The sequence below is a fragment of the Natronoarchaeum sp. GCM10025703 genome (assembly GCF_042661985.1).
In the GTDB taxonomy this organism is placed as follows: domain Archaea; phylum Halobacteriota; class Halobacteria; order Halobacteriales; family Natronoarchaeaceae; genus Natranaeroarchaeum.
In genome coordinates, this window is record NZ_JBHSZF010000001.1 from 2,237,939 (window position 1) to 2,260,362 (window position 22,424).

The 22,424-nt window shown below is 62.0% G+C and carries 14 protein-coding genes and 5 pseudogenes; 2 read left to right on the plus strand and 17 right to left on the minus strand.

Going from position 1 to position 22,424, the window contains the following annotated elements; all coding sequences use genetic code 11:
- Positions 1–2: 2 nt before the first annotated feature.
- The 9 genes and pseudogenes from ACFQH2_RS12510 to ppsA all read right to left on the minus strand — a co-directional run bounded on the left by ACFQH2_RS12510 (position 3) and on the right by ppsA (position 12,262).
- Positions 3–800 (minus strand): DUF7289 family protein, encoded by a 798-nt coding sequence (locus tag ACFQH2_RS12510; protein ID WP_377054074.1) that lies wholly within the window; start codon positions 798–800, stop codon positions 3–5.
- Complete coding sequence (locus ACFQH2_RS12515; protein WP_377054076.1) at positions 800–1,303, minus strand: DUF7266 family protein; 504 nt, start codon at positions 1,301–1,303, stop codon at positions 800–802. Before ACFQH2_RS12515 ends, ACFQH2_RS12510 begins: the two co-directional genes overlap by 1 nt.
- A complete protein-coding gene (locus tag ACFQH2_RS12520; RefSeq protein ID WP_377054078.1) occupies positions 1,303–1,752 on the minus strand; it encodes a DUF7261 family protein in 450 nt (149 codons plus the stop codon). The genes ACFQH2_RS12515 and ACFQH2_RS12520 overlap by 1 nt, the downstream gene beginning before the upstream one ends.
- Positions 1,753–1,754: 2 nt before the next feature.
- A complete protein-coding gene (locus ACFQH2_RS12525) occupies positions 1,755–2,351 on the minus strand; it encodes a DUF7288 family protein (RefSeq protein ID WP_377054080.1) in 597 nt (198 codons plus the stop codon).
- 2 nt (positions 2,352–2,353) lie between these two features.
- Positions 2,354–2,872 carry a DUF7287 family protein gene (locus ACFQH2_RS12530; RefSeq protein WP_377054081.1) on the minus strand — a complete coding sequence of 173 codons (519 nt, stop codon included), beginning with the start codon at positions 2,870–2,872 and terminating at the stop codon, positions 2,354–2,356.
- Position 2,873: 1 nt separating this feature from the next.
- Positions 2,874–4,929, minus strand: a pseudogene (locus ACFQH2_RS12535) (type II secretion system F family protein).
- On the minus strand, positions 4,929–8,738 hold the full coding sequence (locus ACFQH2_RS12540; RefSeq protein ID WP_377054085.1) for an ATPase, T2SS/T4P/T4SS family: 3,810 nt from the start codon (positions 8,736–8,738) through the stop codon (positions 4,929–4,931). Before ACFQH2_RS12540 ends, ACFQH2_RS12535 begins: the two are co-directional and overlap by 1 nt.
- Positions 8,739–8,983: 245 nt before the next feature.
- Positions 8,984–9,809: pseudogene (locus tag ACFQH2_RS12545) on the minus strand (pantoate kinase).
- Positions 9,810–9,908: 99 nt separating this feature from the next.
- Positions 9,909–12,262, minus strand: a pseudogene (gene ppsA, locus ACFQH2_RS12550) (phosphoenolpyruvate synthase).
- Between the two features lie 123 nt (positions 12,263–12,385).
- Between ppsA and ACFQH2_RS12555 the strand changes: the two are divergent.
- Positions 12,386–12,919 (plus strand): hypothetical protein, encoded by a 534-nt coding sequence (locus ACFQH2_RS12555; protein WP_377054091.1) that lies wholly within the window; start codon positions 12,386–12,388, stop codon positions 12,917–12,919.
- A gap of 36 nt (positions 12,920–12,955) precedes the next feature.
- On the opposite strand, the gene ACFQH2_RS12560 is transcribed toward ACFQH2_RS12555, so the two are convergent.
- Complete coding sequence (locus ACFQH2_RS12560) at positions 12,956–13,867, minus strand: PhzF family phenazine biosynthesis protein (protein WP_377054093.1); 912 nt, start codon at positions 13,865–13,867, stop codon at positions 12,956–12,958.
- A gap of 117 nt (positions 13,868–13,984) precedes the next feature.
- Between ACFQH2_RS12560 and ACFQH2_RS12565 the strand changes: the two are divergent.
- Positions 13,985–14,656 (plus strand): annotated as a pseudogene (locus tag ACFQH2_RS12565) (phosphoribosyltransferase); the annotation flags it as partial.
- A gap of 37 nt (positions 14,657–14,693) precedes the next feature.
- Here the strand turns inward: ACFQH2_RS12565 and ACFQH2_RS12570 are convergent.
- From ACFQH2_RS12570 to ACFQH2_RS12600, 7 genes and pseudogenes are all read right to left on the minus strand, one after another.
- Positions 14,694–15,575: a segregation/condensation protein A gene (locus ACFQH2_RS12570; protein WP_377054097.1), complete on the minus strand. Its 882-nt coding sequence runs from the start codon at positions 15,573–15,575 to the stop codon at positions 14,694–14,696.
- A pseudogene (gene smc, locus ACFQH2_RS12575) lies at positions 15,568–19,148 on the minus strand (chromosome segregation protein SMC). Before smc ends, ACFQH2_RS12570 begins: the two are co-directional and overlap by 8 nt.
- 29 nt (positions 19,149–19,177) lie before the next feature.
- A complete protein-coding gene (locus ACFQH2_RS12580; RefSeq protein ID WP_377054101.1) occupies positions 19,178–19,483 on the minus strand; it encodes a DUF7518 family protein in 306 nt (101 codons plus the stop codon).
- An 83-nt stretch (positions 19,484–19,566) separates the two neighbouring features.
- Positions 19,567–19,785 carry a hypothetical protein gene (locus tag ACFQH2_RS12585; RefSeq protein WP_377054103.1) on the minus strand — a complete coding sequence of 73 codons (219 nt, stop codon included), beginning with the start codon at positions 19,783–19,785 and terminating at the stop codon, positions 19,567–19,569.
- A 67-nt stretch (positions 19,786–19,852) separates the two neighbouring features.
- Complete coding sequence (locus ACFQH2_RS12590; RefSeq protein ID WP_377076801.1) at positions 19,853–19,996, minus strand: hypothetical protein; 144 nt, start codon at positions 19,994–19,996, stop codon at positions 19,853–19,855.
- Between the two features lie 161 nt (positions 19,997–20,157).
- A complete protein-coding gene (locus ACFQH2_RS12595; protein ID WP_377076802.1) occupies positions 20,158–20,316 on the minus strand; it encodes a hypothetical protein in 159 nt (52 codons plus the stop codon).
- A 349-nt stretch (positions 20,317–20,665) separates the two neighbouring features.
- Positions 20,666–22,324: a PepSY domain-containing protein gene (locus ACFQH2_RS12600; protein WP_377054107.1), complete on the minus strand. Its 1,659-nt coding sequence runs from the start codon at positions 22,322–22,324 to the stop codon at positions 20,666–20,668.
- Between the last annotated feature and the right edge of the window lie 100 nt (positions 22,325–22,424).

Consider the following 22,424-nt stretch of genomic DNA (forward strand, 5'->3'; position numbering starts at 1 on the left):
TTTTAACTCTCGCTGCGTTCCAGACTCAGTTCGACGTCGGTGCTGCGGACGACGACGCTGTTGTCCGAGCCCACGGCACAGGTTGCAGTAAAGTCGTCACCTGTGTCGATAGTGTCCGGATCGGTCACCGACCAGCCGGATTCGTCGAAGTATCGTGCCCACGCATCCGCGTGCGAGGAATCCCTGATCGTGAGCTCGATGTTTTCGTCACTATCGTGCGTATACGCCTGCTGACCGTTCTGAATCGCACCGATCTGCATCGTGCTGTCGCTGCCGATGGCTACGGGGCCATCACGCTTGATGTCGACGAACGAGACTATCGCGCGAGTCTCGCCACTGGCATCCCGGCAGACAAACTCGGGTTCGCGAATCATCACGCTGTTCTCGTCGTCGGAGCGGAACACCGCGCCCAGTTCGTAGGAGATCCGCGTATTGTCGTTGTCGTAGTGCATCGCGCCGACTGGCTGGTCGACGTTTTCATCGATTCCATTGATCGTTAGCTCTGGTGCGTCCTCGTCAATACTCATCCGCGCACCGCGCGGATTCAACTCGCTCAGTCGCTCCTGCCCGCGGTTCGTCTGGAGGTCGTTGAACGACGCTCCCATCGACTCGAAGGCATGGACTGCGTTCTGGTCCTGCTGTGCCGCCTGGGCGTCGCCGAGTGCGCCGATACCGAAGACGTAGACGACGCCGACCGACGTGATGATGACGCCGAAGACGAGCACGAACGCCAGCAAGTCGCTGACTGCGCGGTCACGGGCCGAGGTCGTCTCGTCGCTGGTCCGCTCTGGTCCGATCATTATGGCCGCTCCTGTGAGATGGTAATCTTGCTCCCGTTGTAGTGGATCCAGATATCGCCGCCCTGCACGGTCGTCGAGGTATCGATATCCGTCTCGACGGTCAGGGGTACTTCGACATTGTCCGTTTGCCCGGATTCGATCACGAGACACTGGTCTGGATCCCACGTATCGCACTCGCCTGCATCGTCGTCGTACAGAGTGACGAAGTACTGTCCCCCTGAGAGCCGTCGCGGATGCTCGGTTTGCACTGTCACTGTAGCAGGGTCCGGATCACCGTCCGCGCGCTGAGCGGCCTGATCGACGGCCGTAATCTCTGTTGCCAGCCGATCGCCGATCGTCGACTTCTCGTCGTAGGTCGCCCGGTCCTTCTGGTTGTCCAGTAGCGTCCCCGTCCCGATCAACAGCCCGGAGATCAGGATCGTCGTGATCGCAATCGTGAGGACGTGCGTGATCGTCACCGAGACGGCGCGGCGGTCGGCCGGAAGTGATCGTTTTCGGCTCATCAGACGGTCACCTCGATAGTTCGTTCTTTCGTCACCGAGCGCGTCTCGTATATCACTGTCACTTGGACCGTATCGATCTTATCGCTGGACTTTGTGGTGCTAACCTCATCGGGTGGGATCGAGACGATAGTTGGTCCCGAGTCGCCGTATCGCTCGGCGATCAGTCGATCATACTCTTTGATCGAGTTATGGAACGCGGTCGTACGCTCGCTGTAATTGCCGTTGGCAGAGTCGTTGTTGGCCCGCTGGGCGAGGCTGGCGACCGTCCGGTTAACGTCTGACTCGACCGCCGACCCATCCGAAATGCCTGCATTCGTCGAACTCGCCGCCATGTTTGCGGTAAAAAGCGTCGTCGAAAAGACGACGACAATACCGATCAGCACTAGTGAGAGAGCGACGGCTCCAACAAGGATCAACTGGCCGCGGTCGTCGCGTGTGGTTCCAGTCATGATTATCGGATCGTCAGTCGCACCTCGACGACGTTGTATATGTAATCGTTGCTGGTAGCACCTCGCGTAACGGGGTAGTTGTCTCCATCGTCGGATAACGTGTTGAGTTCCTCTTCAGGGTCGGCGCAGGAGGTGCCGCTCCCGCTCTCGCGAAGGAGCGGCTCGTCTTCGTACAGCGTTACTGTTCGGCTCACTGTCACGCCGTTACGCGTCGACGCACCCTGGTAGGTGACTCGTTCCGTGCTGGTATCGGTAGCGTACTTGATCTCGAGATTGTACGACCGGTCCCGGTCTCCGAACGTGTCATCGAGGAGTGTCTGGAGTTCCGTATCATTGGGCGGTGCCGTCGCGGTCCCTTCCTGGCCAAACCACTCTTCTTCGGTCGTATTGTAGCACCGCGCCATCTGAGTAAGGTGCCCCTCGTCGGCGGCGATCTGCATGACGTCTTTGGCCTCCTGTTCGATCTGTGCCTGATTCCCGGTTTCGCCGGTCGACGGGAGCAAGACAGCGGAGTTCAGCGCGAAGAGGACGGCAGTTAGCAGGATCATCGCGCCGATGACGCCTTCGAGCGTGAACGCCTGGCCGCGTTTGTCAGACATGATTACCATACCCTCACTGTGAGTCGATACGCCACGTCGCCCTGGTCAGCAGCGTCGATTTCACCATCGTCGATCTGTACGATACGCGAGACCGACGATGAGTCCTGCCCACGGTACTCGTGACCGACTACCGCGTCGCCGTGATCTTGCAGTTCAATCGGATCGGTTTCGTCAGGCGACAACGGCGTAATCGTCACGTTGACCTGTGATGTCGACGCCAGCCCGGCCTCCGCCTGCAGTACCTCCGGATCGTCGTCCTCGAACCATCGATCGATATCTACCTCTGTCATCATGTTCCGCTCGTCCCCACCGTCGACGATCAACATCCCGACGCGCTCGGCCTGCGCGCTCGTGTCTTCGCCCTGGATCGCCTGTCCGTAGGGAGTGAACAGCGTCGGAAAGTACACAAAGACTGCGCCGACGACGAGCAGGAAGATGCTGATACCGATGGCAAAGTCCTGAGCCGTTTGGGCGCGCTCATCGGTCCAGAGACCGCCAACGGAGATGCTGTTACGCTCCATGTTAGCCGATGATCATCCAGGTTACCAGTGCGATAGTCATGAGGACGATGACGAACTTCATCCCGCTGAGGATCTCCGCGTCGCGGATGTAACCGCTGATCATCCCCGAGAGGACCGCCTGCATCGTTACGGCGTGGAGGAACAGCATCGACATTAGCTGGGTGTCGAGATCAGATCCGAGCGCTTCCGGTCCGCCACCGCCCCCTGGAGTTCTCCGCTGGACTCGGCCGCCCCCTCGGTTAGTCCAGCCATCACGTCGAGGAACTGCGTCTGGAGGATGGCCATCACGGCCAGCAGCGTCAGATACGTCATGATGATGATGACGACCTGCATCAGGGTCCGGGACTTGCGCTCGCGCTCGATGTCGTCCTGATTCTCGCTCGCCTGCGCAGCAGTCGTCAGGACGTCCGTGATCTGGCTGGATGCCTCCTGGGCTTTGCTGATGAGTTTGATCGTCCGTGCCATCCGGGGCATGTGGTACTTGTTGTTGAACTCCACCAGTGCGTCGCGAAGGCTCATCCCGTAGTTGACCTTCGCGTACATCGTCTCGAACTCCGTCGAAAGCTTCCCCGAGGAGGTGTCCGAAACCGTGCTGAACGACTCCAGCAGCGTCATGCCGGTGTCGTTTGCGCTCGAAAGCTTCCGGAGGCTGTCGGACATATCACTCAGGACCTTCTTGCGGTGTCTGGTGTTCCACTCGTAGAAGACCGTCAGCGGCAACAGCACGATGTACAGGGGGAGGTAGACGTAGACGAACGTCCCCCAGATCGCGTTCTCCTGTAATCCGCCCCACGACGTCGGAACCGAACCGGAGGCAAGCGCCGTGACGATAACGACGAGTCCGACAGGGACAGTCAGTACGAGCGTCATCAGGGGGTTATCTCTGAAGAAGATGTGTGGCCGACGGATTATCTTGAGCGTCTCGTAGGTTCCCTCCCGGTCTTTCATCCGGTCGAACACGCCGAAATCGCCGGTATACTCCTCGACGAGGCCGAGATTGAGGAGACCGGTATCAGTGTCGACCTTCACCCACTGACTCGATCCTTCAGGATTGAGATAGCCGTCTCCGGGGTCGTCCTCCTTGACCGTCGAGATCAGGACGAGGAAACCGAGGCCGGTCAGCGGAACCAGCGCGTAGACGGTCCCGTACAGCATCGTCGTCTGATCCTGGCCCATCATCTCCATGATGACGAGGATAATGATGAGCAAGAGGGGGAACAGCGACAGGGTCATGTACATCTCCCCGAACAGTTCCAGCGTTTCGAGGGTCATCTCCTGTTGCTGTTTCGCGGTCCGCATGTGCTTTTCCTTCTTGTCGTTGAGGAAACTCTGCATGTCACCGCCGCTGTTGACGATCGACAGCATATCCGTCATGAACTGGCTCAACTCACTGCTCGGCGACGTCATCGCCTGGTTGCGGATCGCCGTCCGGTAGTCGGTATCGAAGTACTCAGTCTCCTGGACGAGGCTCTGAAACTCGCGGGCGACTTCGCCGTAGGTGTCCTCGGCGTTCGCCATTGCCTGCAGGATCTCCAGTTGATTGAGCCCCCGACCGAGAGCGCGTACATGAACGAGACCGCGTCGGGCAACAGCATGTTGATCTCGCGTTTCCGTGCCGACGAGCGAGAGTACGGTACCGCGACGAGCGCACCGAAACCGACCGCAAAGCCGACCGTTCCGAACACCAGCCCCGTAACGGCGATGACCAGCGGGATGCGAAGGCTGACAACCAGCTCCAGCAATGCATCGTTCGAGATCGGGATCCCCAGAAGCGGTTCCTGGCCGAACAGCCCCATCGCGACCAGCGAGTAGCCGAGCAACGTTCCGAGTGCCCACAGAATGACGCCGCTGATCACGCCGATCGCGAGCGCCCGGGAGATATACATCTCGACGGTCGCGGGCATCCGCGCCTCGGCCAGTTTCTGCTCGACGTCGGCGACGAAATCGCTATCGTCCGCAAACAATCGCTCGTACAGCGGATAAAACGCGTCGCCGAGACCGTCGCCGGAACCGAACCCGCCGCCACCGCTCGGCCCACCAGTCGTGTCGAGGCTCATCAGTCCTCACCGTCCTCGGGCCCGAAGTCGACGTACTCGAACCCTTCTATCCGCTCGTCGACGATCCCACCGTCGTCGTCATCCTCTTCGTCTATTTCAGTGAGGGCGCTGCCGTCCTCGTCGCTATCGATTTCGTCGAAGACAGTCTCGTCACCGCTGTCATCGGCATCGTCAGAGTGGGAGTCCGGATCAGTGGACTCGTCCGCTTCCGACCCCGTCGACGGGTCGTCGTCAGGACGCTCCGGATGGTCCGTCTCGGGCGTCTCTGGAGGCTCCGGTGCAGACGTATTGACCGTTTCAGTGTCACCGTCGTCGTCGGTCTCCGTGCTCGAGAGTTCCTCTTCGTCCGGCACTTCGATCGTTATCTCCGGCTCGTCAGGCGAAGACGCGTCTCCGTCGTCCGGACTGTCCGCCTCAGTCGCGCCCGCCGAGTCGGTCTCAGCGTTCGACGCCCGTTCGGAGTCGGACTCGCTCTCCGGTTCGGCCTCGCCGAACATCCCTTCGTCCCGGTCGTCGAACAGGGACCCATCGTCTCCATCGTCGTCGCTATCACTGAATACGCCGCCGTCGTCGGTCGTCTCGCCGAAGACGCTGCCGGTGTCGGTAGCCGGACTGTCCGTCTCGTCGGTGCCCTCGAACGACTCCGTGCTTTCGTCGTCCCACGTCGGGCTTGCCGGCGTCTCGTTCTCGCCGTCCGGAACTGTCCCGTCGGCGGCATCGGCGGTCTGGATCGAATCAGTGTCACCCGGTGCATCATCAGTCTCCTCGCCGCTCGTCTCGTCATCGACCTCCCCCTCGGTATCGGCAGGTGTCTCAGGGGCAGGGTCTGGCTCCGGTGACTCCGCGCCGGACGGTCCCGTCTCTGCCGGCTCGGCGGTAGTGGCTTCCTCGCCCCCGGCCGAATCGTTCGACACGGTAGCCGGTAGGTCGGATCCACCTTGCGAGGCCGGCGTCTCTACTGTGTCCGCCGCATCCGTTGACTCCGTCGAGAGGTTCTCGATGGCGTCGCGGGCACCTGTAGCGACGGCTTCCGACTCGCCCGGTTCCGCGCTCGCTTCGGCCGTCGACTCGTCGCCGTCGCCGCCGAAGAATAACCCGTCGTCTCCGGAGAGCCAGTCGGGGTCGTCGACCTCCTCCGTCCCGAACGAGAAGTTCTCCTCGTCGACGCCGAACGCGTCGTCCTCCGACGCATCGAACGAGAACTCGTCGGTATCCTCCTCGTCGTCCTCGGCCTCGTCCGCTTCGGAGTCCGCCTCGAACGCACCGGAGAGGCCACTCGGCGTCTCGCCGCGGTACTCCTCGAAGATCGACTCCTGTGCGCGTTCGAGGATATCCGTCGCCTCGTTCATTCCCTCCTCGTTGGCGGTCGGTCGTGGGACCAGCGCTTCCTTCTCCGGATCGACGTCGATTAGAACGCTCTCCATCTCGCGGAGGTCCTCGAGGCTGTCCTCCAGTTGGCCGTTCGCGATCAGCGTCAGGATCGTATCCGGATCGTTGATGTACGCCTGAATCGTCGCCGCGACCTTGCTGTACTCGCTGAGGTCGTTTTGGATCAGGTACGCAAGGATCGTCCGTCGCTCCTGGAGTTCACGGTCGAGTCGTTCCTGTCCCCACCCTCGGTCGAACTTGATCTCTTCGAGGGTGTTCGACTCGCCCATCTTGAGGAACTCGTCGGTCTCTGCCTGCCACTGGTAGACGTCCTGAACGTTGATCTCGTCGTTCTCGGCGTCGTAGTGGTTGACCTCGGTCAACTCTTTGTTCCGGCGGACCTTGTGGCCCTGCACCCGCGTCTGGGTCTGGATCGAGACCAGATCCAGCGCCGTGAACATCGTCTTCGAGACGTTGATCGGGTCAGTCGTAAATCGCTTGAGCACCTCGCCGACGCTGTCGGCGTGGAAGGTGGTATAGGTCGTGTGACCGGTCGACATGACCTGGAACAGGGTTCGACCCTCCTCGCCACGGATCTCGCCCATGACGATGTAGTCGGGGCGCTGTCGCAGTGCGGCCTCCAGCAGATCGAACTCGTCCACGTCCCCCTCGTCGTCGTCGGAGAAGGAGGGTCGAGTGATGCTGGCGATCCAGTTTCGCTGTGGCAACTCGACCTCCCGCGTGTCCTCGATGGAGACGATCTTGCTGTTCGATGGGATGAACAGCGAGACGGCGTTCAGGCTTGTCGTCTTCCCGGACGCCGTACCGCCGGCGAAGATCAGGCTCTTGTGGTTCTCGATGCAGAGCCAGAGGAACGCCATCTCGTCGAGGCTGAACGTGTTCCAGTTGATCAGATCGATCGGGGTAAAGGGGACGTCTTTGAACTGCCGGATCGTGTAGTTCGTCCCGTGGTCGGACACTTCACGGCCGAGCGTTAGCTGTGAGCGCGAACCGTCCGGCAGCGTGGCGTCGACCTGTGGCCGCCGTTTACTGATCCCCTTCCCGGAGCGCTGGGCAAGCTTGACGACGAAGTCGTCGAGTTCTTCTTTCCCGTGGTAGACGTTCGAGATGATCTGTTCGTAGTCGGTATGATACACGAAGACGGGGGAGTTGTAGCCGTCACAGGAGATGTCCTCGACGTTGATGTCGTGTTTGATCCCGTCGATCCGCTCGTAGCCGATGAAATCCCGCTTCAGCAGGTAGAGTAGTTTCTCGACCTGGTACTCCGTTAGCGACTCGGGATCGTCGCCGAGGACTGACGGCTCCGGACGCGCTTTGATCCCATCGAGTGCGCCGTCGTCCTCTGGCTCCTCGACGTCCTGTCCCATCAGTTTCTTGAGTTCGTCGACGATCCCGCTTTCCTGCCCATCGGTAGCGCTAAAGAGATCGTACCGTCTGAGCAGGCGTTTCGTCTCTCTGTCGAGCACGCCTTTTCGCATTTCCTCGTCGCCAGCGGTCGCGATTTCGTCGTCGGCGTACTTGATCGCCGTTCTGAGTTTTCCCGTCAGGAACTCGCGCAGGTTCTCCTCTATCTCGTTCTGGTGCGGTTCGATCAGGTAGTATTTCTTTTCGTTTTCCTTTTCGGAGTGAAAGAGGATGACGAAGGCGTAGGGTTTGTTCACCCAGTACCGGTTTTCCTCCCGGAAGTGGAGTTTCTTCGCCATCGGCACCGACTTTTCCAGATCGTACCGATTGACGACCGCAGTGTGGCCCTCGCTAGTCGTGAAGAAGTCGTCCTCGTCGACTTCGTCGCGGATATTGACCGTCCGCTCGTCGACGAGGTCGGAGAGTATCTCCGCTCGGTCCCCTGCCGCGTGCAATCTGCCTTCGACAGTCTCAGGCTCGAACCCCAGATACTCGGCCGGTTCCCATGGAATCGGCTCGCCGTTCGAATCCTCTGGGGCTTCGACGTCGGTCCCGCGCCCCTCGTAGTAGAACTCCTGTTTGAAATGTTCCCACTCGTACTCGTCTTTGACTACCGCAGTCTGGACCGGATCGATATACTCCCAGAGCGTTCTGTCCCAGTCTTTCCCCCACGGTGCGGCGTAATCGCTGACGACCTCGGCAAATCCGTCGGGGTGGAAACCCAGATATGTCGACGGATCTAGAGATGTGTTCTGCCAGTCGTCACCGGAGGGCTTGGGTGGTTCGACCTCCTCTCCGTCCTGCCCGCTGTCCAATCCCAGTTGTTCTTCGGGCGGATCCGGATAGAGAGCATCGACCTCGTCGCCATACCCGAACTCCTCCATAAAATCGGCCCACGTGTACTCCCCGACCCGGGTCGGGTCCGAAGACGAAGAATCGTCTTCGTCGGGAGTGGCCGACTCATCGGCGGACTCGAATCCACTTGACCCCGACTGGTCGGCATCATCAATTGCCATTCGCTACACCCTTTACTGGATCAATCAAAAAACCTTCCGGCAATTATTAATAATGATAACTGCAACAAAAATGACAGTACTCTGATAATACGGCTCTTAAACATTGCTGTGCGACCGCTGCCAATGATTTTCTACTGATAGATCAGTCAATTTACCCATTATATGCACGCGGATGAGAAAAGAAACTATGTCGGGATTAAGAGGGTTGAAAAGCAGGTTAGGGTACAGACAGACCGCCGGTTCTCTCATTTGAAAACTGCACCGGCAGGATACGTGTTGCAGTGCTCTGGTTCGTAGCCAGCGTCCGAAAGGCCCGTTCCGAGCGCGAACACCGTCTCGCCGAGCATCGCCATCGAGGCCTGTCCGTCGGCCGCGCTGACGTCGTCGATAACCTCCCCGACCCGGGGAGTCAACAGTTCTGCCTCCCTTGCGAACCCGCGAGAGGCGTAGATGAAACTCGACAGTGTCGGCTCCCGGACGAGCAGCGAGAGCGCTTTCTCGCCCGCGTCGTTGAGGAGTTCGCCGCTCTCTTCGAGCACCGACTCGGTCGAGAGTTCGTCGAGATGGATGTACTCGACGCGCACGCGCGAAGGTACAGCATCGAGCACGTTGTGCTGTGGCCCACCCGGTTCCAGCCTGATTGGGATCCCCCTTTGCCTGGGCAACCACGTCGCCGAGGCCGGTTCCCGCTTGCACTTCTGCGCCGTGTGCGATCGTTATCAGTTCGTTCTCCGAGAGCCCCCGATCCAGCACCTGGTTAGTCGCCAGCGCCGCTCCGAGCGCGAGCGCTCCCGATACCCCGAACCCGGCCCCGAGCGGCAGGTCGCTCTCCGCGTCGACGAGCACGTCGGCAGCCAGCGCGTCGAGCACGCGGTCGACTGCCTCCACTTCGATACTGGTGTCGTCGAGGTAGATAGCACGCTCGTCGGCCGCTCGGACGGTGACCGTTACGCCGTCCGAGAGCGCCAGTCCGGCCCCTTGCGACCCGGCTTTCGTCGGGTCGTCGTCCTCGGATATCGTAAAGAATCCAGTGATATGTCCCGGGACGAACACCGTCGCCTCGTCGTTCACCGAACTCTCCTCCGCAAGTCCGCGTCGCTCATGACCGCCGTGTTTCGCCCCGACGGTCATAAACGTACAGTTTCGAGGCCGTCCGAGTTGGAGCGCCGGCTACCGGATCGAATCGAGTAGCAGACGCTGTTCGACTCGCTTCACTTCGCGCTGGACGTCCCGGACGGCGTCGATATTCGCGCTGAGCGAGGAGATACCTTCCTCGACGAGGAACTCGACCATATCCGGCTTCGAGGCGGCCTGCCCGCAGATGCTCGTCTCGATCCCTCGGTCGCGACAGGTCTCGATCGTCGAGGAGATCAGTTCGAGGACGGCGGGGTGCAGTTCGTCGAAGCGGTCCGCGACAGCACCGTTGTTCCGGTCGACGGCGAGGGTGTACTGGGTGAGATCGTTCGTCCCGAACGAGACGAAGTCGATCCCGGTTTCGGCCATCTCCCCGACGCTCAGCGCGCTCGCAGGCGTCTCGATCATTACGCCCCAATCGCGTTTGTCCGGATCGATCCCTGCCTCCACCATCTGCTCGCGAGCGCGGCGGGCATCCTCGGCGTCGTTGACGAGCGGGAACATCAGCTCGATGTTGTCGTAGCCCATCTCGAACAGGCGGCGGACGGCATCGAGTTCGTGACGGAACACCTCCGGCCGGTCGAGACTTCGTCTGATCCCGCGGTAGCCAAGCATCGGATTGTGTTCTTCAGGCTCGTCGCCACCCCCTGGAGTTCGCGGAATTCGTCGGTCGGCGCGTCGAGTGTCCGAACGCGGACGGAACGGGGATAGAACTCGTCGGCGACCGTCCTGATCCCGTCGATCAGTTCGTCGACGTATGCATCGGCACCGTGATCCTGGACGTATCGCTCGGGCGTCTTGTCCAGCGACAGCACCATGTGCTCGATCCGCAGCAGTCCGACGCCGTCCGCGCCCGACGCAGCGGCACGCTCCGCGGCATCAGGAATCGAGACGTTGACCTTCACCTCCGTTGCGGTCATCGGTTTGGCGGCCGACGGTGTCGGGGCGGGGGTGGTCTCGGGTTCCGAACTGGTCGTAGAGGCCCCACTTGTCACCGTTCCTCGCTTGCCATCGAGCGTGATGACCTGCCCGTCGTCGAGACGAGTCGTTGCGCTCTGTGTCCCGACGACCGCTGGAACGCCCAGTTCGCGCGAGATGATCGCGGCGTGACTCGTCATCCCGCCCTCGTCCGTCACGATTCCGGATGCCCGTTTCATAGCCGGGACCATATCCGGCGTCGTCATCTCGGTGACGATCACGTCCCCTTCCCGGACCTTGTCGAGTTCGTCGAGTTTGTCGACGATCCGAACGGCCCCCGAGACCGTACCCGGACTCGCGCCCAGTCCGCCGACGAGTACGTCGTCACCGGCACCGCCGCTGGCTTCACCCTCGGCGACGGCACCGCTACCATCGGTCACGTTCCCTTCGGCGGTCGCACCGCCCGAAAGCTCCTCGGCCGGTGACTCCGGAGTCCCGAACGCGTCGCCACTCCCGGTGTCGATTGTCGTGATCGGCCGGGACTGGAGCATATACACCTCGTCATCGACGATTGCCCATTCGACGTCCTGTGGGGTCTCGTAATGCTTTTCGACGCGCTCGCCGAGAGCAACCAGTTCCCGTATCTCCGCTTCCGAGAGGACGCGCTGCTCGCGGCGTTCGTCGGGGACCGACTTCTCGACGGTCTCCCCGGTCTCCGGATCCTTGACCTGCATCACCGTCTTGTCGGTAACGGTCGCCGTGAGAATCTCGCCCTCGGATCGGTCGACCACGTAGTTGTCCGGGGAGACTGCGCCGGAGACCACCGCCTCGCCTAGTCCCCACGCGGCCTCGATAATCATCCGCTGATCTCCAGTCGACGGGTGACTGGTGAACAGTACCCCGCTTCGATCCGCGTCGACCATCCGCTGGACGACGACGGCGATGTTGACCGCGCTGTGATCGAACCCCTGTTTCTGCCGGTAGTAGATCGCCCGCTGCGTGAACAGCGAGGCCCAGCACTCACGGATCCGTTCGAGGAGACGCTCCTCGCGGACGTTGAGGAAGGTCTCCTGCTGGCCAGCGAAACTCGCGTCCGGTAGGTCTTCAGCGGTGGCACTCGACCGGACCGCAACGAACGGCTCCCCGCCCGCGTCATCCGTGCTGATCGACCGGTAGGCGTCGAGTATCTCCGAGCGAACGTCCTCGGAGAAATCGCTCTCGACGACCAGGGTCTGCGCACGCTCGGCGGCCGCCGCCAGCGCGCTGGAATCCTCCACGTCGACGTCGACGGTGTCGAACAGTTCCTCGTCGATACCGGCACGTTCGATAAAAGAGCGGTAGGTGCCAGCGCTGACGACGAACCCGGGTGGAACGGGCAGTCCAGCGTTCGTCAGTTCCCCGAGGGACGCGCCCTTTCCCCCGACGTCTTCGATGTCGTCCGATCCGATTTCTTCCAGCCAGTGTACTGGCATCTGTATTGGAACAGTTTACGACGCAACTAAAGAACCTACCGGATTAATAGTTAAGAATATGACTCACATACGAGTACCTCTCCCGACCAATATTTATATCAGTTGGGGCACTGGTGTCCGCCAATGCAACTGACAGAAGCGTTGCGGTGGACCATCTACTACCGTGGTATCGCGCTGGTATCGTTCCTCCTCGGGACGGCACTCGCGGCCGTCGGCGTCTGGTACGGGTTCGTCGATATCGTACTGAATCAGCTTCCGGGAACCGCCGGCAATGCAACGGTGGACGTGACAGGTCTCGTAGTTGGCACTGCGTTGATTCTTCTCGGGTTCGTCGTCTGGCAGGTCGGGAAGACCGCCGCGTTCTACATGACCCTCACTGAGGCAACCGAGAACGAGATGGCGGACCGCTTCGACACGCAGACGGTCAAAAGCGAAATCCTGGAAGTACTCGACGATCGGCTCTCGGACATCCACACGGATGTCGAGACGACCCGCCAGCAGATCGACCGCCTCGGTATCGAGGACCACGCCGACTCGCTGACCAGCGATCAGATCGACGGAAGAGCCGGATCTGCGACAGGAAGCCAGCGCCCCGGAGACGGCGATCCGTCCGATATGCCGGACACTGAACCCGACCCGGCGACTGGCGACCGGTAGTCAGAGAGCGGGGACGCGAACGGCCGGACGAACTGCTCAGGCCTGCAGAATCTCGTCGTCCTCGATCGACGGTACTGCTATTCTCCCTTCGAGGGCGGTGACCGCCCGCCCGCCGACCGAGATGCCGTCGCCGACACGGACCCGAACCGTTCCCGGTCGGTCCATCACGTGGCCTTGCTCGAACAGCATTTCCTCGGGGAGTTCGCCCCCGAACGCGTTCATCTGTCGGAGATACGCACCGGCGGCGGCGCTCGCCGTCCCGGTCACGGGATCCTCGGAGATGCCGACCGGCGACGCGAACGCCCGGCCATGTAACGTCGAATCGGGATCCAGCGCGTCGAACGTGAACGCATAGATACCGGTCGCCCCGACCTCCTCGCAGATCGCATCGATGGCGTCGTCATCCGGATCGGCGTTCAGCAATGCCTGCAGATACGTGACTGGGACGATCAGGAACGGTTCACCCGTCGAGGCGACCGCGACCGGTAGCTCGACGCCGGGTTCCGAAAGCGCGATTTCGTCGATACCCAGCGCGTCGGACAGCCGATCGTAGCCGACGTCGACGGGTTGGACCGTCGGAGAGTCGCCGCCCATCCAGACGACGCCGTCTTCGGTCACCTCGACGTCGATGACGCCCACGTTCGTCGCGAGCGAGTGAGTGCCCGGATCGATCACGCCGGTCTCGACCAGTCGTGCGTGCGACGCAACCGTCGCGTGCCCGCAGAGGTCGACCTCCTGCTGGGGCGTAAAATAGCGGATCGCGCGGTCGGCGTCGGCGCTCTCGAGAACGAACGCCGTCTCACTCACCGATAGCTCGCGGGCGATTGACTGCATCTGCTCGTCGCCCAGGTCGTCGGCCGCCCTGACGACGCCGGCGGCGTTGCCGGCGAGTGGCTCCCGGGTGAACGCGTCGACCAGACTGAGTTCGACCGTCTCCTCGTCGTTCATATCAGCACCCATGGTGGGCACTGCATTAGTGGTGACGCCACGAAATCGGCCGGCCGAGGCAGTCGCACCAAACCCAATCGCTTTAGATACTGCGCCGAGACCGTTCAGGTGATACCGATGTCCGATCTTCCGGACGAGTTCAACTGCACGATAACGGACTGGGAGTACATCTACAGCCTCTGTCGCGAGGTCAGCGAGGACATCAAGGCCGCGGAGTTCGAACCGGACGTGGTTGTCGCGCTGGCCCGCGGTGGCTGGTTCGCCGGCCGATGTCTCTGTGACTTCCTCGGGCTTGACGACCTCGCCAGTCTGAAGATGGAACATTACGTCGGCACCGGAGAGAAAGCCGACGAGCCGCAGGTCCGCTATCCGATGCCCGAGGGCAGTGTCGAGGGCAAGGACGTGTTGATCATCGACGACATCGCCGACACCGGCGGCTCGATCATGCGCGCCGAGGAGTACGTCACCGAGCGCAACCCCGGCGAGGTCCGCACGGCGACGCTTCAGCTACTGGGCACCAGCGAGTTCCAGCCGGACTTCGTCGGCGAGCAACTCGAAGAATGGGCGTGGGTCGTCTACCCGTGGAACTTCATCGAGGACATGATCGATCTGCTCACTGGCGTCATGGAGAAAGCCGATCAGGAGACCTTCGACGAGGATGCACTACGCCACTACCTCGCTGCGTACCACGGGGTGGATCGGATCGAAATGGAGATCGCCCAGCCCGGACGCCTCGACGAGGTCCTCACCGAGATGGAGCGCCGGGACGAGATCGAACACGCCGGAACGGCTGACGGGGGAGGACCGCTGGCGACTGGCCTGAGTCTCAGTCCGCCACCGCTTCTTCGCTTCCCCGCGCCGCGTTCGGATCTCTCACCCACAGATCCCCGAAGAGTTCGTCCTGCTGTAGTCGGACGTGTCCGCGGTTCGCCAGGAACAGTAGTGAGAGATACGTCATCACGCGGCTCCCGCCAGCCGTCGCAATCTCGGCGTAGAGCACCTCGGCACGGCCCGCCTCGTACTGCTCGCGCAGGACGCCGTGGACGTCCTCGATGACCGTCTCGATGTCCTCGCCGTGGGTGTTGCTTGTCACGTCGGCCTCCGTCGGCTCCTCGTCGGCGCGGAAGTCGTCGCCGGAGTGGTAATCGAGCGTCTGGGTACCGCGCTGGAACCCCTGTGGGGAACCGCTGGTGTCGTACTCGCGGGACTCTTTCCACCACGAATCCCGCTCGGCTTCCCGGAGTTCTCGAACCAGTTCGTCCAGCGTCTCGGGGTTACCACGCGCGCTCTTCCGGTCGAGTCGACGCTCCATCTCGGCTTCCAGTCCCGCGACCGGGTCGACCGCGCCGGACTCCTCGGCGGGGGCTTCCTCGAACGCCGTCTCCCAGGGCTCGGGCTCTGGGTCGTCTTCCTGCGGGCCGTCCAGCAGTCGGTCGCCCTTCATCCGGAGTAGTACGCTCGCGTAAAAGAGCGCCCGGCCCGAGGTTCGCAGATCCGCTTGGTCGAGTCGGTCGAGATACTTGTCGGTGACCGCGACGATGTCGATATCCCACGGATCTATCTCGCCGTCCTCTGCCATCCCGACGAGCAGTTCGACCGGTTCGACCTCCTCGTCACTCTCGTCGCCAGTCAGCGCCTCCGGCGGACCGGACTCGCCCGCCCCCGAGTCGTGACCGGTGATGTCCAGCGGGATGTCCTCCTCAGTCATCCGCACTCACCTCGGTGTCACCATCTAGCTCGCCGAGTTGGATTCCGGTGACCGCGCTGACGTTGTCGTCCTGCATCGTGACACCGATGGCGCGTTCGGAGCGGTCGAGCATGGCCGAGCGGTGCGAGACGACGATAAACTGCGCGTCACCTGCGAGTTCGTCGACCAACTCGCCGACCCGCTCGGCGTTCGCGGCGTCGAGGAAGGCGTCGACTTCGTCGAGCGCGTAGAACGGTGCGGGGTTGAACCGCTGGATGGCGAAGATAAAGGCGAGTGCGGTCAGGGACTTCTCGCCCCCCGACATCGAGTCGAGGCGCTGGATCGGCTTGTCGGCCGGTTCGGCCTTCATCGTCATCCCGCCGTCGAACGGATCAGTCTCGTCCTCCAGATGGAGGGTGCCGGTGCCGTTCGAGAGCCGACTGAAGATGTCCTGGAACTCCCGGTCGATTGCCTCGTAGGCGTCCATAAAGGTCGCCTTCTTCTGGGCTTCGTAGGAGTCGATGCGCTCTTCGATCCCGTCGCGTTCCTCGACCAGCGTCTCCCTGCCATCCTGTAGTTCGTCGAGTGCGGCCTCCACGTCGTCGTACTCCTCGATGGCCAGCATGTTGACTGGCTCCAGCGCCTCCATCTCGGCTTCGAGTCGGTCCACAGTCTCGGTCACTTCGTCGTGGTCGGGGATATCCTCGGGGTCGTACTCGCCGACCGCCGCTTCGAGTTCGTCGATCTCCCAGTCGAGGCGTTCTGCGGCCTCGCGTTTCTCCGAAAGCTTGCTCTCGACGCGGGTCACGTCGTCGGCCCGCTCGTCGCGCGCCGACTTCGCTTCCCGGAGTTCGTCTTTGAGGTCTTCGCGTTCGTCTTTGAGGTCGGCGAGTTCGTCCTCGAGTTCGAGGACCTCCTGACGCTTCGCTTCGAGCGCGCTCTCTTTGTCCTCGATGCGCTCCTCGTACTCGGCGATGTCCTCTTGGCACTCGGCTTTGCGGTTCTGTGCCGTCTCGACGGTCTCCTGAAGCTCCTCGATGGCGTCTTCGGTGTACCCTTTCTCTAGCTGGTACTCGTTGAGGTCGGCGTCGAGGTCGTCTCGCTGATCCTCCAGGTCGTCGATGTCGGCTTCGATCGCCTCGATCTCGGCGGTCAGTTCCGGGATCCGCGAATCCGCTGCTCGGTCTCCAGGTCGTCGATGTCGGCCTCGATCTCGGCCAGTTCGGTCTCCTGCTCGTCGATCCCGCTTTCGATCTCGGTCATCCGCTCGTCGACGGACTCCCGCTCGCCGCGGAGTTCGTCGAGACGGTCTTCCTTGCGCTCGATTTCGGCCCGCGTCTCCTCGATTTCGGCCTCGGTCGATTCGATCTTCGTCTCGATCGAGCGGACCTGATCGGCCGCTTTCGTCTGTCGATCCCGGGCATCGTCGAGGCGCTCTTCGACTGACTGGACGTCCTCTTTGAGCGAGGCACGCTCGTCCTGCAGTCGATTGATCTCCTCTGCGACCCGCTCTGCTGTCCTTTGCCGCTCTTTGTGAACGAGTACCGCGAACCGCTCGTCGAGCCACCGGTCATCGCGCCGCTCTTTTCGACCAGTTCGCCCGATAGCGTCACCATCCGGTAGTCGCCCATATACTCCCGGGCAGTCTCGATGTCCTCGACGACCAGCGTATCACCGAGCACGTACGAGAAGATGCCCGAGTAGTCCGAATCGAAGTCGACGAGATTGTACGCGAAGTCGACGACGCCCGGATCCGACGGTTTCGAGGGCAGACTTCGACTGTGCATCTCCGTCATCGGGAGGAACGTCGCCCGCCCCGCGTTGCGCGATTTGAGATAGTCGATACACTGCTGGCCGATGCCGTCGTCGTCGACGACGACGTTCGCCAGCCGACCGCCTGCCGCAGTTTCACACGCCGTCGTGTACTCTTTGGCGACGCCGCCGAGTTGGCCGACCGTGCCGTGAACCCCGTCGAGGTCGCCGTTGAGAATCGTCGAGACGGCGCGGCCGTACGAGGAGTCGCCGCTCTCGTCGGCACGGGCTTCGAGTTCGGCGTACTCCTGCTGTTTGGCCTGGATCTCGTCTTCGATCTCCGAGAGCTCTTCCTGCGTCGAGCGTTTCTCCCGTCGCAGGTCGTCGACGACCTCCTGGATGTTCGAGCGGTTGGCCGTCGCCTTCCGCAGTTCGTCCTCCAGATCGGCGATCTCGGCTTCTGCTCCGGGATCCGTTCTTCGGCGTCGTCGAGTTCGCCTTCGAGTTCGGTGATCTCGTTCGAGCGCCGGCGTGCCTCGTCGAGCAGGCGATCCTTCTCGCGCTGGAGTTCGTTGCGGTCTTCTTTGATCGACTCGCGGGCTTTCTTTCGCTCCGCGAGTTCCTCTTTCAGTTCGTCGAACTCGGTGTCGATCGCGTCGATTTCGTCTTCGACCTCGGCCAGTTCCGACTCTTTGGCCTGAATATCGGCGGCGATCGAGGATTTCGTGACCTTGGTTTCACGGATCTTCCCCTCGAGTTCGTCGATCTCTTCCTGTTTACGATCGATCTGGACGAAGGCCTCGCGACGACTGTTCTCCGCGTCCTCGCGTTTCTCTTCGGTCGCTTCGATCTTGTCCTCTAACCGGGCGATGTCGCCTTTGAGCCCCTCGATCTCGCTTTTGATCTCTAGCTGCTCGTCCTCGCCTTTGCGCTGGATCTCGGCGTCCAGATCGTCCAGATCCTCTTCTGCCTGACGACGCGGCCCTGCCGCTCGTCGAGTTCGCGCTGGAGCGTTTCGAGTTCGGCCTCGAGGTCCTCGATTTTGCTCTCGACGCCCGCCAGATCCGCGCGTTTGTCCTCCAGCTCCGCGGCCTTGAGATACCCCTCGTACTCCTCTTTTTCGTCGCGGAGGGACTGGTATTCGAGGGCGGTCTCCCGTTCCTCGCTAAGCTGGTCGAGCCGGGTTTCCTTCTCGTCGATTCGGAGCTGTATCTCGTCGATCTGATCCTCGACGGCTTCGAGTTCCTCGAAGGCGTCCTCCTTCTTCGCGTCGAACTCCGCGACACCCGCTATCTCGTCGATGATCTCCCGGCGCTGGTGGGGTGTCATGTTGATGATCTCGGTCACGTCGCCCTGCATGACGACGTTGTACCCCTCCGGCGTGACGCCGGCCTGTGCGAGCAGGTCCTGAATGTCCGAGAGGTTGACCGATCGACCGTTCAGATAGTAGTAGGAGTAGTAGTTGTCTTCGGTCTCCTTGACGCGCCGGCGGATCGTGATCTCCTCGATGTCGCCGACGTCTTCGGATCCCGCCGCGTTGACGACCTGGTTCCGGACCAGCGTTCCGTCGGAGTTGTCCAGCACGACCTCGACACTGGCTTCCTTGGGTCCGGCCGCGGCCTCGCCGTCCTCGTAACCGGGGTTGTAGATGAGGTCGGTCAGTTTCTTCGCGCGGATGCCCCGGGCCCGAGCCAGTCCGAGCGCGAACAGTACGGCATCGATGATGTTCGACTTACCGCTACCGTTCGGGCCGCTAACGGTCGTGAAGTCCTGATAGAACGGGATCCGCGTCTTCCGGCCGAAGCTCTTGAAGTTGTCTAGTACGAGCTCTTGTATATGCATGATGTATGACGCGGACGTGACGGCCCGGCTCAGGCGACGATGATGTCGTCGCCCAGCCCGGAGTCGTCCGGTTCGTCCTCAGCGTCGTCCTGATCCCCCTTATCGGCTTCGGCTGCGGCTTCTTTGACTTCCTCCGGCGCGGCTTCGGACTCGGGCTTGACCCCATCGTCGTCCCGGTCCGGCGACCCCACAGTGCTCGCGGGTTCGGGGTCGAGTTCGTTCTCCAGCATCCGGATGCGCTCTTTGGTCTCCACTAGCTCCTCGGTGAGCCCGCGGATCGTCGATTCCAGCTCCGACACCGTTGCTTCGAGTTCCTCTACACGCTCGTTCGACATATTAATGACACGAACGCCCCGGCCTCATAAATCCGCGTCAGACAATGGACAGTTCGTTGATGGGAATACGTAGTTCGCGTGCGCTACCAGCCGTCCGGGTTGTGTTTCGCCGAGCCATACCCGATCATGATCCCGCCAGTGAACACGAACAGGACGATCCACAGGGCGTTGTTCAACGTGACGTCCTCGGCGAAGTACAGTATCAGCGAGAAGAAGCCGATACCGAACAGTACCAGTCCGAGCGACTGGAGCTGTGTCGGGGACAGTCCGAACGGGATATCGGTCGGATTCGAGTCGCTCATAGCGAAACCCATCAGGGCGGGGCGCAAATAGGTTGTGGAAACCGAAACAGCGTAACGGAGCCGTCAGCTACTCCCGACGAACGGAGTACAGCGCGAGCAGACCGAGCGTCGTGAGCGCCGTGGCGAATCCGAAGCCCGGCAGGGAGTTGGAGTCCGGGGTCGAACCGGCGGTCGCGCCGGACTCCGCTCCGCTTGTGTCGGGCGTCAACACGACCGAAAACGCCGAGAGGTCGGTCCCGGCGTCCCAGCGCAGGGTGGTGCCATCGACTGCATCCGGCCCGGGCGTCGTACTGTCGATCCCGTAGCCTTTCGGCGGAACGACTGTGAAGGTACCGTCGGACTGGTAGCCGCTCGCGAACGGCTCTTCGAGCGTTAGCTCGTCGCCGTCGGCCTCCGCGAGGGCCGACCAACGAACGGCAGCGTGACGACGCCGCGTGTCCCCTCGTCGTTCGTCTCGACGCTGCTGCGCGGATCGCTCACTGCCATCTTCCGGTCGACGTCGGCGTCGGCGCGGGTCGCGATCCGGTCCATCCGGGTCTCGTACTCGTCAAGTAGCTCCTGCTGACGCCCTGTGTCCGACTGCAGTTCCTCGAACGCCGCCTGCTCGGCGTCGGTCGTCAGATCGAACTCGGTGACGAGTCGCAGCTCCGCATCACCGGACTCCTCGACATCGACGACGAACGTACTCTCGGCACCGTCATCGGCCGCCGATTGCGCGCCGACTGGGGCGACCGTCGCACCGACCGTCGCTACAGCGACAGCGACACAGAGTGCCAGTACCCAGACCGGCCGCCGGGTAGAGTCGCTTCCTCCTCATTGTTGCCCGATTGTGCTACCGGTCCATCGGCCACACTCTGTGTCCGATCCCGGAGCCGGAGCGTTACTCTTCGTCATCGTCGTCGTCAGTCTCTTCCTCGTCATCTTCTTCATCATCTTCTTCGTCGTCCTCATCGTCGTCATCGGATTCTTCCCCGTCTTCGTCGTCCGCTTCCTCTGCCTCGTCTGCTTCGTCTTCGGCGTCTTCGGCGTCTTCGTCTTCGGCGTCTTCGCCCTCGTCGTCGACGACGGTGAGCGTCCCGTCGACGAGTGCGTACTCGTTCTCGAACTCTAGTTCACCGCGCTCGACTTCGAGGCCGAACTCCCCGTCTGCGGGGAGCTGGACGGTGACTTTTCCGTCGGCGTCGGTCGTTCCGACTTGCTGGTCGTCGAGTTCGACCGTCGCGTCACTGACCGGCTGATCGTTGTACGTGGCAGTCAGCGTCGCCGTTCCGTCATCGTTGCTCGTCAGACTGACATCGAGTGTCCCCTCCTCAGCCTCGTCGTCATCGTTGCCGCTCAGATCGAACTCGATTTTGGCGTCCGCGTCGCCCTGTTCGACCTCGAACTCCGAGTCCTCGTAGACAGTGACAACGAGTGTGCCGTCGGCACCGGTCGTGCCGACGACCCCATCCTCGCCCTCGACATCGACGTCAGGGGCGGGTTCGCCGTCGACGAGCACCAACAGCGTGATCTGCTCGCCGACCGCGGGCGTACCCTCTGCGACGAGTAGGCTCACTTCGACTTCCTCGTCGTCTTCCTCAGCGTCGTCCGCATCGTCGGCGTCATCCGCATCCTCGTCCGCTCGTTCGATCTCCTCCTCGAACTCGAACGCCTCGCCGTTCGAGGCGTCGATCGAGACCTCGGCCTCGCCGCTCTCGCCGCTCTGGCTGCCGCGAAGCTCGAACTCGAACTCGTAGACGCCGTCGTCGGTATCGATCTCGGTGTCGACGAGCCGCCACGTACCGTCGGTCTCATTCAGCAGGCCGCGTGCGGTGTCGAGCGCCTCGGATTGGCTCACCTGTATCGAGCCGTCACCGGTTCGCGGCCGCTCGAACTCGCGCGAGCGGTCGCCGTCCTCGTTCTCGACCTCGATTTCGAGGCCGTTCTCGACCTCGACCGAGAACTCGCCGCTCTGTTCGCCAGTGAACTGCTGGAACAGGGCCGTCGCGCCCGAGCCTGTGACGGCTCTGACGTCGGCTCTGGCTTCGTCGAACTGGCTCTGGGTAGTCCCCTCAGCGGCCAGATCAACCTCGTCGACCTCGGTGGCGCGCTCTTCGACGCGGTCGAGAGCGGCTTGGACGTTGCTTGCCTGCCCGTTGAGCACAGCGATCCGCTGGGCGTAGCGCTCGCGGGTTATCTCGCCACTCCGGTAGGCCTCGGTCGCGGTCTCGTACTCCGAGCGGATCGTGGCCGCACGGTCACGCAACGTCTCCGTCCGCTCGGCGACGCTGGTGACGCGTTCGGTCTCGTCCCCGCTCTCGTACTCGATCTCGAAGGCGACGTTTTCGAACTCCGTTTGAACCTCGCCGTTCGTCGCGGCCACGACGGTACTCAGCTGTCCGCCGACGCTCGCGTTCGTCCGGTCCGCCGTCTCGTCGGTCGATTCTTCCTGTATCGCTTGTGCATTCGTCGCGCCGCCGACCGCTGTTACGGGGGCCACCATCCCCACGCACAGCAGTAGCGTGACCGCGACCACTGTCGTAGTTCGTAGCTTCGTCATCAGTTACTGCCAAGACCCCTAACATGATAAGATGGTGATATAGTTGCGGCAGTTCCTACTCGCTTTCGGACGTTTGCAGATCATTGCAGCCGTTTGCAGC

Bases quoted from the DNA above. Each gene is read 5' to 3' on its own strand.
- ACFQH2_RS12585 (WP_377054103.1), bottom strand. From the start codon at position 19,785: ATGAGCGACTCGAATCCGACCGATATCCCGTTCGGACTGTCCCCGACA.
- ACFQH2_RS12560 (WP_377054093.1), bottom strand. From the start codon at position 13,867: ATGAACGACGAGGAGACGGTCGAACTCAGTCTGGTCGACGCGTTCACC.
- ACFQH2_RS12530 (WP_377054081.1), bottom strand. From the start codon at position 2,872: ATGGAGCGTAACAGCATCTCCGTTGGCGGTCTCTGGACCGATGAGCGC.
- ACFQH2_RS12600 (WP_377054107.1), bottom strand. From the start codon at position 22,324: ATGACGAAGCTACGAACTACGACAGTGGTCGCGGTCACGCTACTGCTG.
- ACFQH2_RS12515 (WP_377054076.1), bottom strand. From the start codon at position 1,303: ATGAGCCGAAAACGATCACTTCCGGCCGACCGCCGCGCCGTCTCGGTG.
- ACFQH2_RS12520 (WP_377054078.1), bottom strand. From the start codon at position 1,752: ATGACTGGAACCACACGCGACGACCGCGGCCAGTTGATCCTTGTTGGA.
- ACFQH2_RS12570 (WP_377054097.1), bottom strand. From the start codon at position 15,575: ATGACTGAGGAGGACATCCCGCTGGACATCACCGGTCACGACTCGGGG.
- ACFQH2_RS12580 (WP_377054101.1), bottom strand. From the start codon at position 19,483: ATGTCGAACGAGCGTGTAGAGGAACTCGAAGCAACGGTGTCGGAGCTG.
- ACFQH2_RS12540 (WP_377054085.1), bottom strand. From the start codon at position 8,738: ATGGCAATTGATGATGCCGACCAGTCGGGGTCAAGTGGATTCGAGTCC.
- ACFQH2_RS12525 (WP_377054080.1), bottom strand. From the start codon at position 2,351: ATGTCTGACAAACGCGGCCAGGCGTTCACGCTCGAAGGCGTCATCGGC.
- ACFQH2_RS12595 (WP_377076802.1), bottom strand. From the start codon at position 20,316: ATGGACCGGATCGCGACCCGCGCCGACGCCGACGTCGACCGGAAGATG.
- ACFQH2_RS12510 (WP_377054074.1), bottom strand. From the start codon at position 800: ATGATCGGACCAGAGCGGACCAGCGACGAGACGACCTCGGCCCGTGAC.
- ACFQH2_RS12555 (WP_377054091.1), top strand. From the start codon at position 12,386: ATGCAACTGACAGAAGCGTTGCGGTGGACCATCTACTACCGTGGTATC.